General features: G+C 58.9%; 15 protein-coding genes. 11 read left to right on the top strand and 4 right to left on the bottom strand.

Annotation, left to right across the window (positions count from 1 at the left end; all coding sequences use genetic code 11):
- The 7 genes from sufD (at position 1) to BLT85_RS05985 (ending at position 5,581) form a co-directional block, all read left to right on the top strand.
- The gene (gene sufD / locus BLT85_RS05955) at positions 1-1,308 is read left to right on the top strand and encodes a Fe-S cluster assembly protein SufD (RefSeq protein WP_093392294.1); all 1,308 of its coding nucleotides are present in this window, start codon (positions 1-3) and stop codon (positions 1,306-1,308) included.
- A 4-nt stretch (positions 1,309-1,312) separates the two neighbouring features.
- A complete protein-coding gene (locus BLT85_RS05960) occupies positions 1,313-2,545 on the top strand; it encodes an aminotransferase class V-fold PLP-dependent enzyme (RefSeq protein ID WP_197673873.1) in 1,233 nt (410 codons plus the stop codon).
- A gap of 10 nt (positions 2,546-2,555) precedes the next feature.
- Positions 2,556-2,927: a HesB/IscA family protein gene (locus BLT85_RS05965; protein WP_093392296.1), complete on the top strand. Its 372-nt coding sequence runs from the start codon at positions 2,556-2,558 to the stop codon at positions 2,925-2,927.
- Between the two features lie 75 nt (positions 2,928-3,002).
- The gene (sufT, locus tag BLT85_RS05970; protein WP_197673874.1) at positions 3,003-3,536 is read left to right on the top strand and encodes a putative Fe-S cluster assembly protein SufT; all 534 of its coding nucleotides are present in this window, start codon (positions 3,003-3,005) and stop codon (positions 3,534-3,536) included.
- Positions 3,537-3,545: 9 nt separating this feature from the next.
- Positions 3,546-3,968 carry a SufE family protein gene (locus tag BLT85_RS05975; protein ID WP_093392297.1) on the top strand — a complete coding sequence of 141 codons (423 nt, stop codon included), beginning with the start codon at positions 3,546-3,548 and terminating at the stop codon, positions 3,966-3,968.
- 156 nt (positions 3,969-4,124) lie between these two features.
- Positions 4,125-5,183 carry a GGDEF domain-containing protein gene (locus BLT85_RS05980; RefSeq protein ID WP_093392298.1) on the top strand — a complete coding sequence of 353 codons (1,059 nt, stop codon included), beginning with the start codon at positions 4,125-4,127 and terminating at the stop codon, positions 5,181-5,183.
- A 41-nt stretch (positions 5,184-5,224) separates the two neighbouring features.
- Complete coding sequence (locus tag BLT85_RS05985; RefSeq protein WP_093392299.1) at positions 5,225-5,581, top strand: YkvA family protein; 357 nt, start codon at positions 5,225-5,227, stop codon at positions 5,579-5,581.
- Here the strand turns inward: BLT85_RS05985 and BLT85_RS05990 are convergent.
- The 4 genes from BLT85_RS05990 to ppsR all read right to left on the bottom strand — a co-directional run bounded on the left by BLT85_RS05990 (position 5,578) and on the right by ppsR (position 8,494).
- On the bottom strand, positions 5,578-6,027 hold the full coding sequence (locus BLT85_RS05990; protein ID WP_093392300.1) for a DUF411 domain-containing protein: 450 nt from the start codon (positions 6,025-6,027) through the stop codon (positions 5,578-5,580). The genes BLT85_RS05985 and BLT85_RS05990 overlap by 4 nt on opposite strands.
- A 111-nt stretch (positions 6,028-6,138) precedes the next feature.
- Positions 6,139-6,297, bottom strand: coding sequence for a YqaE/Pmp3 family membrane protein (locus BLT85_RS05995; protein WP_093392301.1), 159 nt, complete (start codon positions 6,295-6,297; stop codon positions 6,139-6,141).
- 84 nt (positions 6,298-6,381) lie between these two features.
- The gene (locus tag BLT85_RS06000) at positions 6,382-7,572 is read right to left on the bottom strand and encodes a benzoate/H(+) symporter BenE family transporter (protein WP_093392302.1); all 1,191 of its coding nucleotides are present in this window, start codon (positions 7,570-7,572) and stop codon (positions 6,382-6,384) included.
- Positions 7,573-7,675: 103 nt separating this feature from the next.
- Positions 7,676-8,494, bottom strand: coding sequence for a posphoenolpyruvate synthetase regulatory kinase/phosphorylase PpsR (gene ppsR / locus BLT85_RS06005; RefSeq protein ID WP_093392303.1), 819 nt, complete (start codon positions 8,492-8,494; stop codon positions 7,676-7,678).
- Between the two features lie 155 nt (positions 8,495-8,649).
- Here ppsR and ppsA point away from each other — a divergent pair, with 155 nt between their 5' ends.
- The 4 genes from ppsA (at position 8,650) to BLT85_RS06025 (ending at position 12,706) form a co-directional block, all read left to right on the top strand.
- The gene (gene ppsA, locus BLT85_RS06010; protein ID WP_093392304.1) at positions 8,650-11,019 is read left to right on the top strand and encodes a phosphoenolpyruvate synthase; all 2,370 of its coding nucleotides are present in this window, start codon (positions 8,650-8,652) and stop codon (positions 11,017-11,019) included.
- A 20-nt stretch (positions 11,020-11,039) separates the two neighbouring features.
- Positions 11,040-11,525, top strand: coding sequence for a ribonuclease E activity regulator RraA (gene rraA, locus BLT85_RS06015; RefSeq protein WP_093392305.1), 486 nt, complete (start codon positions 11,040-11,042; stop codon positions 11,523-11,525).
- A gap of 105 nt (positions 11,526-11,630) precedes the next feature.
- Positions 11,631-11,882, top strand: a complete 252-nt coding sequence (locus BLT85_RS06020) for a hypothetical protein (RefSeq protein ID WP_093392306.1) — start codon at positions 11,631-11,633, stop codon at positions 11,880-11,882.
- A gap of 2 nt (positions 11,883-11,884) precedes the next feature.
- Positions 11,885-12,706: a mechanosensitive ion channel family protein gene (locus BLT85_RS06025; RefSeq protein WP_093392307.1), complete on the top strand. Its 822-nt coding sequence runs from the start codon at positions 11,885-11,887 to the stop codon at positions 12,704-12,706.
- The last annotated feature ends 14 nt before the right edge of the window (positions 12,707-12,720 follow it).

Raw genomic sequence — 12,720 nt, forward strand, 5'->3', positions numbered from 1 at the left:
ATGAGTGACTTCAAACAGAGTGCCTTGCAGCTGGCTGCTCAACAGACCAGCCCCGACTGGCTCGCCGAGGTGCGCCAGTTGGGTGCTTCGCGCTGGTCGGCCGCCAAATGGCCGGGTCGCAAGACCGAGGCGTGGAAGTACACCTCGCTCGCCCCGCTGCAGAATGACAATCCGGTTCGCTGGGCCGCTGCCATCGACTCGGCTTGGCAAAGTGAAATCGAGACCCTGCACCTCGATTGCACTCGGCTGGTCTTCGTCAACGGACAGTTTTCGCCTGCCGACTCCAGCCCGTTGCCCGCCGAGGTCGTGCGCTTCGCTGATGCCGATGCGGCCCAGCAGGACCTGATCCGTCAGCACCTCGGCTCCGTCGTCGATACCGAGCGCCACCTGTTTGCCGCGCTGAGCAATGCCTGGGCGGCAGACGGCGTGCTGGTACATATACCGCGCAATGCCAGACTGACCAAGCCGGTATACGTGCTGAATGTCTCGATACCTGAGGAGCAGCCTGCTGCCAGCAACCAGCGTCTGCTGGTCGTGGCGGAAGAGGGTGCGCAGGCCGAGGTGATCGAGCATTACGTATCGAGCAGTCGTCAGCAGAACGGTTTCGTGAACAGCCTGACCGAGGTCGTTGTCGGCGCCAATGCGCAGGTACAGCACTATCGCTTGAACCTTGAGCAGGAAGATCTCCTGCACGTGGGTGGAGTGCATGTGGTATTGCAGCGCGACGCACGCTTTCATGGCTTTACCATTGCTCAAGGCAGCCGGTTGAAGCGCATCGACTATCACGTTTATCACCGCGGGCAAGGTGCGCATCTCGACCTGAATGGTATCTACCTGCCGCGTAACCGCCAGCTGATCGACTATCACACGACCGTCGAGCACTGTGTGCCCTGTTGTACGACGAACGAAGTGTTCCGCGGCATCGTCGGTGATTCCTCCCGCGCGGTGTTCAACGGCCGGATCCACATCCATCCCCAGGCGCAGAAGACGTTGGCCGAGCTGAGTAACCGGAACCTGCTCACCTCTCGCACCGCCGAGATCGATACCAAGCCCGAGCTGGAAATTTACGCCGACGACGTACGCTGCGCGCACGGGGCGACGATCAGCCAGCTCGACGAAACGTCACTGTTCTATCTGATGAGTCGCGGCGTAACGCGCGCCGACGCGGTGACCATGCTCAGCTTCGGTTTCATCAATGAGGTGATCAATCAGGCGCCCGAGGCGGCGGTCCGCGATTATCTTCGCCCGCGTCTGACGGCGCTGTTCGGCGAAGGCAACGAGCAGGTGGGGCATCTTGCCTATGAGTGAGGCAATGAACCGGCCCGTGTCGTTCGACGCCGATCAGGTGCGGCGTGACTTTCCGATCCTGCATCAGGACGTCAACGGTCATCCTCTGGTCTACCTGGATAACGCAGCGACGACCCAGAAGCCGGAGGCGGTGATTCAGGCCATCGTTGATTATTACCGCAACGACAACAGTAACGTGCACCGCGGTGCGCATACCTTGGCGGACCGCGCGACGGAAAAGTTTGAGTCGGCCCGTGCCAAGGTGGCGACGCTGATCAACGCTGCGGAGCCGCGACAGGTCATCTGGACGCGAGGAACCTCCGAGTCGATCAATCTGGTGGCGTCGAGCTGGGGTCGCAGTCAGCTGAAAGCGGGTGACCGCATCCTGGTGTCGGCTATGGAGCATCACTCGAACATCGTTCCCTGGCAGATGGTGGCAGCGGAGAAGGGCGCGACAGTCGAAGCGATTCCGGTCGACGACTCCGGCACACTGGATCTGGACGCGTTATGCTCGATGCTCGATGATCGTGTGCGCATGGTCGCCTGCGGTCATGTGTCGAACGCTCTGGGTACGATCAATCCGGTCGAGGACATCGTTCGGCTAGCACATTCGGTTGGCGCGCTGTGCCTGATCGACGGTGCCCAGGCGATCAGCCACTGGGCGGTGGATGTACAGGCGCTGGATTGCGACTTTTATGTTTTCTCTGCGCACAAGATGTTCGGTCCTACCGGGCTCGGAGTGCTCTACGGCAAGGTCGAAATCCTCGATGCGATGCCACCTTATCAGGGCGGTGGCGAGATGATCGAAACGGTAAGTTTCGAAGGGACCACGTACAACCAACTGCCGTATAAGTTCGAGGCGGGGACCCCGGATATCGCTGGCGTAATCGGTTTCGGTGCGGCCGTTGATTATCTGCAGGCCATCGATCGCGACGCAGCGGCGCGGCACGAGCAGGATCTGCTCGAGTATGCTGAACAGCGTGCGCGCGAAACGCCCGGCATCAAACTGATCGGCACCGCGGCGCGAAAGACCAGTGTCATGAGCTTTTTGCTTGAGGGCACGCATCCGCACGATGTGGGGATGCTGCTTGATCAGCAGGGCGTGGCCGTACGCACCGGGAATCACTGTGCCCAGCCGATCATGGACCAGTTCTGCATCCCGGGTACCGTGCGGGCGAGCTTCAGTTTTTACAACACCCGGGCTGACGTCGATCGCCTCTTCGAAGCGCTCGACAAGGCCCGGCAGTTTCTCCTATAGGAGTCGAAGCATGAGCGTAGAATCGTTTGATCCGCACGCGGCAGCCGTAGGCAGCCCGGCGGTGACCGTCACGCCAGCGGCTTTGGCGCACTTTCGCCGCCAACTGGCCAGCCATAGCGGTCAATCCGTCCGTTTGAGCATCAAGAAAAGCGGTTGCACAGGATTCATGTACGTCATCGACCTGGTTGAGCAAGGCGCGGCGGACGACGTGCAGTACCAGCTGGATGACGTTGTCGAGCTGCGGGTGGCGCGCGATGCGCTGCCCGTCGTCAGCGGTACGGAGATTGATCTGGTCAAGGAAGGTATCAATCGGCAGATCAAATTTCACAATCCGAACGTCAAGGATGAATGCGGCTGCGGCGAAAGCTTCAGTGTCAGCTAACGCCGAAGTCATCTTCCATACAGCTATCCGGACAGACTGCTCGGGTCTGCCGGCGAAAAGGAGCTAGGTCCCGAGATGGAAAGACGCATGGTAGTGGCGCAGGCAGATTGTCCTGCGCGCCGCGTTCCGGATGGTACGCCCCTGACTATTCCCAAGGACACTTTCGTCACCATCACACAGGCGCTCGGTGGCAACTACACCGTGACCTATCATGGCCAGATGGTTCGAGTGGACGGGACGGACGCTGCAAGCCTGGGCCTTGAGCCGGAGCTGTTGAGTTTTCCGCCAGCCGAAGACAATCAGATCCGCGAAGAGCAGGTCTGGGAGGCATTGGGCACCGTCTACGATCCCGAAATCCCGGTCGATCTGGTCAATCTGGGTTTGATCTACAACGTGACAATCGACCAACAGGCCAAGCGGGTAGACATCAAAATGACCCTGACAGCGCCAGCCTGCGGGATGGGTCCGGTTCTGGTAGGCGACGTCGAGTATCGAGTCAAACGTGTTCCGAACGTCGAGAAGGTGGACGTCGACCTCGTCTTCGATCCGCCCTGGAGCCGTGAGATGATGAGCGAAGAGGCTCAGCTCGAAACCGGAATGTTTTTCTGAGAGGTTTGCATGAGCCAGTTCGGCACTGACATCACCAGCGAAGACATCATCGACTCGCTGTCTTTTTTCGATACCTGGGAAGATCGTTACAAATACATTATCGATCTCGGCCGGGAGCTGCCTCCGCTGGACGACAGTCAGCGCACCGACGTGAATATCGTTCGCGGCTGCCAGAGCCAGGTGTGGCTGGTCAGCAGGCGAGAGGGCGATCGGCTGTACTTCGATGCGGATAGCGACGCGTTTATTGTCAAAGGTCTGCTCGCAGTCGTGCTGGCTGCGTACAATGGCAAAACGCCCGAACAGATTTTGAGTTTCGACATCGATGCATACTTCGAGCAGCTCAATCTGATGAAGCATCTCAGCGTGACCCGAGGGAATGGGCTGCGGGCGATGGTCAAACGGATTCAGGATACGGCGGCCGCCGCATCCTGAGGCGGGACAAAAACCTTTTCTGTCATGTCGATCGTTTCTGTCTCGTATTGAGCCTCTCTCTGATGGCAATAAGATATTGCCTGTAGCTTGAATTGCCGCTAAAGTCGCTTGGGGTCGCCCTGTCGGGTCCCCATTCACAACAATAGTGGCGACCCCATGCACAACGCCTGGAAGCGGCTGAATAACGATTTCCAGCTGTCAATCATCACCATGGTAGGCATCTGCTCGGTTGGCGGAATAACGCCGTACGCGGTCTACCGCCTGTTTGAAAGCAACTGGCTGGTCAGCCTGATCGACGCCTTCCTGGTACTGAATACCGTTATTGCAGTGCTTTACGCCTGGCGCACCGGCGATACCAGACGTCCGGGCCAGTACCTCGCGCTGGTTTACTCCATCGGCACCATCGTTATCGTCACCAAGCTCGGTATCAACGGCCTGTTCTGGGTCTATGTGCTCATCCTCTTCAACTTCTTCGTCGTGCCGCCGCTCCAAAGCGTGATCGCCACCCTGTCCATGCTGACGGTGCTGTGTCTTTACGGCTTGCTGAACCCGGGCACCTTGTTCGCTGATGACTTCCAGATGACCTCGTTCATGGTGACCAGCCTGCTCGCCAGTCTGTTCGCCTTTGTATTTGCCTATCGCGGCCGGGAGCAGCGTCAGAAACTTAGCGAATTGGCCACGATCGATCCGCTCACTGGAGTTGGGAATCGACGCACAATGGATACGGAGCTGGAAATAGCCTTCAACGAGCACACGCGCTACCAGGTCGGTTTTGGCCTGCTGATTCTCGATCTGGACCATTTCAAACTGGTCAATGACCGTTACGGGCATCGTGCCGGCGATGAGGTGCTTGTCGACTTCGTGGACATCGTGCGGTCTGCCTGCAGGCAATCTGACAGGTTGTTCAGATTGGGCGGCGAAGAGTTCGTTTTGCTGGTACCGCAGATCGACGAGCGGGGTATGGTGCGGCTTGCCAACAACATCCTCGCAGATATCCGCCGATTGCTAAGCGGCCCCGGCGGGCCTGTCACAGTATCGATTGGCGGAGCCTTGTTGGCCGATCATTCGGGTATCGAAACCTGGCTGCACGAAGCGGACGAACGCCTTTACCAGGCCAAGAAGAACGGCCGTGATCAGGCCATCATTCGTTCAGAGGGATCAAACTCGTCCGGGCTGGTGTCGAATTCAGCATCGGATGTCGCCATTCAAGGCTAACTCTGGCCTCTGGCCCGTCGCGCTTCCCGGAGGGAATACCCATGCTGAACAAGCCGTTTTCTGATAGACAGTTCTGGGACAAGCTCAATGGCTACGCTCGCAAGGCAGGGCGCGAGGGTGTCGATCGAGCGCTTCGCCTTTACTATGCGGCACGGCGCCCGGAAACGCCGACCTGGGCCAAGACGTCGATTTTCGGCGCATTGGCGTATTTCATCTCGCCGATCGACGCCGTGCCGGATCTGCTTCCATTTATTGGAGTCAGTGATGATCTGACAGTCATGGCCGCCGCCTTGGCCATGGTCTCGATGTACATCAACGATGATGTAAAGCGCAGGGCGCGCCAAACCACCGAAAAGTGGTTTGGGCCGGAAGTCATCGAGGCAGAGCGATTCCGCTAGGGTGTCGCATGGTTCGCTTGAGGGTAGCGAGCCAGTTCGGCCCGCTTGCCATCGCTGCCCACGGCCACGACGGTGTACGGATCCTGTCGGGACCCCATTTCCATGCCGGGCGAGCCGATCGGCATGCCCGGAACGGCAATTCCCGCTACGTCAGGCAGGCCCGCCAGGCGGCGAACGTCGCTGGCCGGAACGTGCCCTTCGACGAAGCGACCCATGACGACCCCGGTATGACAGGACGCGAGATCCGTCGGCACCCTCAGCTTCTGCTTGAGTTCGATCATATCGCTGGTGACATGATCGGTCACAATGAAGCCGCTATCGGTCAGGTGGGCGATCCACGCCTTGCAGCATCCGCAATTGGGATCGCGATAGACATCGATATGCATCGATTCTGCGGCGTGCGCTGTGCTCGCCAGTAATAGCAGTGACGCCAGAAGTTTCTTCATGCAGCCCCCTTGGTTTGCCCAGAGATTAAGCTGGGCAAACGCACTCCGCAACGACTGCGTAACGCCTGGTTACAGTCAGGAAGGATTAGCGCTGCGAGTAGGCGCGGCTGGTCAACGCTTGAGAATGATGTATACGGCGTGAATGATGCCCGGAACATAGCCGAGCAGCGTCAGCAGGATGTTCAGCCAGAACGCGCCGCTGAGACCGACCTGCATGAAAACCCCGACGGGGGGCAGGATGATGGCGAAGATAAGGCGGACGATGTCCATTGTAAGCTCCTCTAGCGATGCAGATGATCTGCTTGTTGCAAGCAGGGTTACAGCTGTGACCGTCCAGAGCAGGACGTGTTCCGATCAGCTTCCTGGCCGCGAATTCAAAGCCAGAACGAGCAGCCCGGCGACGAGCCCCCAGAATGCCGAACCGATCGACCATAAGGTCATGCCGGACGCGGTGACCATGAACGTGATCAGCGCTGCTTCGCGCCGCCTTGCGTCGGCCATAGCCTGGGTGAGACCGTTGCCGATGGATCCCAGCAACGCCAGTCCCGCCACTGACATCACCAATGCCGTGGGGAGGGTCATGAACGCTGCGGTAAGCGGGCCGGCGAAGCATCCGACGATTATGGCGGCCAGGCCGAAGGTCAGGGCAGCAGGGTAACGTCGACCGGGATCTGGGTGTGCGCCTGGCCCGGTACACAGGGCCGCGCTGATGGCGGCCAGATTGACGCCATGCGAGCCGAGTGCTGCGAAGAGCATCGAAGCCAGGCCGGTCGTGGCAATCAGCGGCTGGGGTTCGACGCTGTAGCCATCAGCGCGAAGGACGGCAAGGCCCGGCAGATTCTGAGATGCCATCGCCACGACGTACAGCGGTAGGCCTATGCTGATGATCGCGCTTGCGGAGAACGCGGGAACCGTCCAGCTTGGCTGCGTCGGGACCCAGTCGATGTCGGGCATCGTCGAACCGTCAGTGAGCCAGACCAGCACGCAGCCTGTCCCGAGCGCGGCAAGAATCGCCATGGTTTGGGAGCGACGTTTGGCGAGAAAGAACGCCGCGAGCATCGACAGCACCAGAAGCGCGTCTTGCTCTGCAGCGGTGAACACGTCGCTGGCGATACGGAACAGGATCCCCGCCAACAGGGCAGCGGCAAGCGCCGAGGGTAATTGGCGTGTCAGGTGCGCCAGGTGACTGCTGAGACCAGTCAGGGTAAGCAAGAGGCCACAAGCGATGAAGGCGCCGATCGCTTCTGCGTAAGGGACCCCGGGGAGGGCGGTGATCAGGAGTGCCGCACCGGGCGTGGACCAGGCGACCACTATCGGCAGCCGGTAGCGCAAGGTCAGCGCCAAGGTGCATAGTCCCATGGCGATCGAAATGGCCCAGATCCACGACCCGACCTGGTGCTCGTCAAGTCCCGCGGCAGTGCCCGCCTGCACCATCAGGGCCAGCGAGCTGGTATAGCCTGTCATGACTGCAACCAGACCGGCGACGAAAGCCGAAACGCTGAAGTCGGCGAGGCGAACACGGGCAGGCGGGAGGGTGTTACTCATCGGTGAGACCTGTCAATCCGAGAAACCGACAGGATATGCGAACCTCGATGCGTTGCAGCGATACAGTGGCAGTAGCGCTGCAGCGCAACAGTTCGACGTCAGTTTATTTCAGCCGCCGTTCGATGCCCTTGTGAACGAGGATCTTCGCTGAAATTTCTTCGACCGAGAAATGCGTCGAGTTGATGTTCGAAATGTTCTCGCGGCGAAACAGATTCTCCACCTCTCGCACTTCGAACTCGCATTGGGCGAAGCTGGCGTAACGGCTGTTTGGCCGACGCTCGTGGCGGATACTGGCGAGTCGTTCGGCATCGATAGTCAGGCCGAACAGTTTTTCCTTGTGTTCGCGCAGCGCCGGCGGCAGCTGCAAACGTTCCATGTCTTCTTCGGTCAGCGGATAGTTGGCCGCGCGTATACCGTATTTGAGCGCCATGTACAGGCACGTTGGCGTCTTGCCGCAGCGCGACACACCGACCAGGATTACATCCGCTTCGCTGTAGTGGAGGGTACGCGCACCGTCGTCGTTATCCATGGCGAAATGTACCGCGTCGATGCGGTCTTTATAGTGCGCATTGTGCTGAATCGAGTGCGATTTACCGACGGAATAGGAAGAACCATCACCTAATTCCATTTCAAGCGGAGCAAGAAAGGTAGAAAAGATGTCTACGATGTACCCGTTGCTCGTGGCCAACACTTTTCGGATATCCGAGTTGACAACGGTGTCGAAGATGATCGGGCGAACCCCGTCCTGCTCGGCAGCCGTGTTGATTTGTTGTACCATGTCGTGCGCTTTTTCGATGGTGTCCACATAGGGACGCAGCCGCTTTGTGAACTCGATGTTCTCAAACTGGGACAACAGGCTCTGGCCGAGAGATTCGGCGGTGATGCCAGTGCCATCGGATATGAAGAAAGCGGTGCGTTTCATGCGCGTAGCCTTGAGATATGTCGTGATTGGCTGAGTGCAGCGGTATCGGGAACCCTGTCGGGCTTCACTTTCGGCATTGTGGCGCATTTGTGACATGCAGGCCAGATGGTCAGCCGGATGCGCTACTCAATTCATTGATTTACGGAGAGATCACCTTGTTAGAGTACGTAGTGTCCTTCGAACAGCTAGGTGCTGGAGACGTTGAGCGTGTAGGCGGGAAGAATGCCTCACTGGGAGAAATGATCAGCAATCTGGCCAACGCCGGGGTGTCGGTCCCGGGTGGTTTCGCCACTACAGCAGATGCCTTCCGTGAATTCCTCGAACAAAGCGGTCTGAACGACCGCATCCACACCGCTCTCGATGCACTGGACGTTGATGACGTGGCGGCTCTCGCCCGCACTGGCACCCAGATTCGTCAATGGGTCATGGAGACCGAATTTCCGGCACCGCTGGATCAGGCGATCCGCGACTCTTTCGCCAAACTCTCCGATGGTAACGATAACCTCGCTGTCGCCGTCCGTTCTTCCGCTACCGCCGAAGATCTTCCCGATGCCTCTTTCGCCGGCCAGCAGGAAACCTTCCTTAATATCCGCGGCGTCGACAACGTTATCCGCGCGGTCAAGGAGGTCTTCGCATCGCTCTTCAATGATCGCGCCATTTCCTATCGCGTGCATCAGGGCTTCGACCACAGGCTGGTAGCGCTGTCCGCGGGTATCCAGCGCATGGTGCGGTCGGAAACAGGCACTGCCGGCGTAATGTTCACGCTGGACACCGAGTCCGGATTCCGCGACGTGGTATTCATCACCGGCGCCTACGGACTTGGTGAAACCGTCGTGCAGGGCGCAGTGAATCCTGACGAGTTCTACGTCCACAAGCCCACGCTGGAAGCCGGTCGCCCGTCGATCCTGCGGCGCAATCTGGGTAGCAAGGCGATCAAGATGGTGTATGGCGAAGTGGCTTCCGCTGGCCTCTCGGTCAAGACCGTCGACGTCGATCGCGCCGATCGCGCACGCTTCTGCCTGAGCGACGAGGAAGTGGTCAACCTGGCGAAGCAGGCGCTGATCATCGAAAAGCATTACCAGCGTCCGATGGATATCGAATGGGCCAAGGACGGTGATGATGGCAAGCTATACATCGTTCAGGCTCGACCCGAGACGGTCAAAAGCCGCACCACGGGCAATGTCATGGAGCGTTACCTGCTCAAGGAAAAGGGTCAGATTCTGGTCGAAGGCCGCGCCATCGGCCAGCGTATCGGTTCGGGCAAGGTAAAGATCGTCAACGACGTTGCCGAGATGGACAAGGTGATGCCAGGCGACGTACTCGTCTCCGACATGACCGATCCGGATTGGGAACCGGTCATGAAGCGCGCCAGCGCCATCGTGACCAATCGCGGCGGCCGTACATGTCACGCGGCGATCATCGCTCGCGAGCTGGGCATCCCTGCTGTGGTCGGCTGCGGCAACGCTACCAGCGAACTCAAGGATGGCCAGGAAGTGACCGTGTCCTGCGCCGAAGGCGATACCGGTTTGATCTATGCCGGTCAGCTGTCTTTCGACGTGCGCAAGAACAGCGTCGACGCCATGCCGGAGTTGCCGTTCAAGATCATGATGAACGTGGGCAACCCTGATCGTGCTTTCGATTTCGCCAACCTGCCCAACGAAGGCGTCGGCCTGGCACGTCTGGAATTCATCATCAACCGGATGATCGGCGTGCATCCGAAAGCGCTGCTGAACTTCGAAAGCCTGCCTGACGATGTGAAGGACAGCGTGCAGAAGCGTATCGCCGGGTACGCCAGCCCGGTTGATTTCTACGTCGACAAACTGGTCGAAGGTGTCAGCACGTTGGCTGCGGCTTTCTGGCCAAAGAAGGTCATCGTGCGCCTGTCGGACTTCAAGTCCAACGAGTACGCCAACCTGATCGGCGGCCGGCTGTACGAGCCCGAGGAAGAGAACCCCATGCTGGGTTTCCGTGGTGCTTCGCGCTACATCAGCGAATCCTTCCGCGACTGCTTCGAACTCGAATGCCGTGCGATGAAGCGGGTGCGCGACGAGATGGGACTGACCAATGTCGAAATCATGGTGCCTTTCGTACGCACCGTGGGCGAGGCGGCTCAGGTTGTCGAGTTGCTGGGCGAGAACGGTCTGAAGCGCGGTGACAACGGCCTGCGGTTGATCATGATGTGCGAGTTGCCAGCGAACGCGCTACTCGCCGACGAGTTCCTTGAGCACTTCGATGGCTTTTCCATCGGCTCGAACGACCTGACCCAGCTGACGCTTGGGCTGGACCGCGATTCTGGGATCATCGCGCACCTGTTCGACGAGCGTAATGCCGCAGTCAAGAAGCTGTTGTCAAACGCGATCAGTGCCTGCCGGAAGGCCGACAAGTACATCGGCATTTGCGGTCAGGGTCCTTCCGATCATCCGGACCTGGCGAAATGGCTGATGGAGCAGGGCATCGAAAGCGTATCGCTCAATCCTGATTCGGTGATGGATACCTGGTTCTTCCTCGCGGAAAACAACGTCTGAACTGACTCAAGGAGAAAGCCATGCATTACGTCACGCCCGATCTGTGCGACGCCTATCCCGACGTTCTGGTCGTCGAGCCGATGTTCAGCAATTTCGGCGGCCACGACTCGTTCGGCGGGCAGATTGTTACCGTCAAATGCTTCGAAGATAATTCCGTGGTCAAGGAGCAGGTCGACGAGGACGGTACCGGAAAGGTTATGGTCGTCGACGGTGGTGGCTCGCTGCGCCGCGCGCTTCTAGGCGACATGCTTGCCGAGAAAGCCGCCAGAAACGGCTGGGAAGGCATCATAGTTTACGGTTGTGTGCGTGACGTGGATGTCCTTGTGCAGACTCCGCTAGGGATTCAGGCGCTGGCCAGCCATCCGATGAAGACCGACAAGCGCGGAATCGGTGATTTGAACATGCCGGTGACGTTCGCCGGCGTGACCTTCCGCCCCGGTGAATTCGTGTATGCCGATAACAACGGCATTATCGTGTCACCAACCGCGCTCTCCATGCCGGAGTAATCCCCGGACCAGATCTCCAATCGCAGGAAACCGAAACCGGACGATGGTGACATCGCCCGGTTTCGGTGCGTCTGTCAGTAGTATCCATTAGAGGAGGCGGCAAACGTGAGCGATCCATTGGAAGATCGGTTGCGCAGTTTGATGCGCGCGGACCAGCAGAATGTTGGGCAAGACGATCAGCGTCTCGAGCGGGTGCTACACAAGGCCCACGTACGCGGCGGTGTGCTCGATCTATTGACGCTATTTTCCCGCTGGGGTGTGGTGCTTTCCGAAGCGGGAACGCATCACTCGCGGAATTCGCTCGGCAGAAACGCGAGCGAAGACGAAACAGCAACGACTACAGAGAGGAAGGACTGATCATGGAACTGGATACCTGGAGTCAAAGTTTCGTCGCAGCCATGACTACCATGTGGACCAAAGTCGCTTCGTTCATACCAGACTTGGTCGCGGCTATCGTCATTGTCATTCTTGGCTTTTTGGTGGCGAAGCTGATTGATGCGGTGTTGAGCAAGGGCCTGGCCAAACTGGGCATGGACAGGTTGCTGGCCGGGGTAGGGGTGAGCAAGCTTCTGGCGCGTAGCGGTATAACCAGCTCGCCCTCGGCATTGATAGGCAAGGTGGTTTACTGGTTCATCGTTCTGACTTTCCTGATTTCGGCTGCGGAATCGCTGGGGCTGGCCCGTGTGTCGTCCACGCTCGATGCCTTCGTACTCTATCTGCCCAAGGTGTTTGGTGCGGCGCTGATCCTCGTGGCGGGCCTGTTGCTCTCGCACTTCGCCAATGGCGTAGTGCGTGGTGCCGGCGAAAGCATTGGTATTGATTATGCTGCTGGGCTGGGTCGCCTGGCGCAGGGCCTGCTGGTCATCATCACGGCTTCGTTGGTTATCGGTCAATTACAGATCGAAACGGAGCTGCTCAACACGGTAGTGGCAATTGTGCTCATCTCGTTCGGAGCCGCAGCAGCGCTCGCCCTCGGACTCGGTAGCAGATCGGTCGTTACGCAGATTCTCGCCGGCATTTACGTACGCGAGCTGTACGAGGTCGGCGATCGCATTCACGTTGGCGATGCCGAAGGTGTAATCGATGAAATCGGGACGGTCAAAACCTCGCTAGTGGATGATGAAGGGCGCGTCGTGTCGATTCCCAATACGAGCTTGCTCGACCAGCGCGTTTCGCGTTGATTCGTTAACCCTGA

This window comes from Halopseudomonas xinjiangensis (genome assembly GCF_900104945.1).
In the GTDB taxonomy this organism is placed as follows: Bacteria; Pseudomonadota; Gammaproteobacteria; order Pseudomonadales; family Pseudomonadaceae; genus Halopseudomonas; species Halopseudomonas xinjiangensis.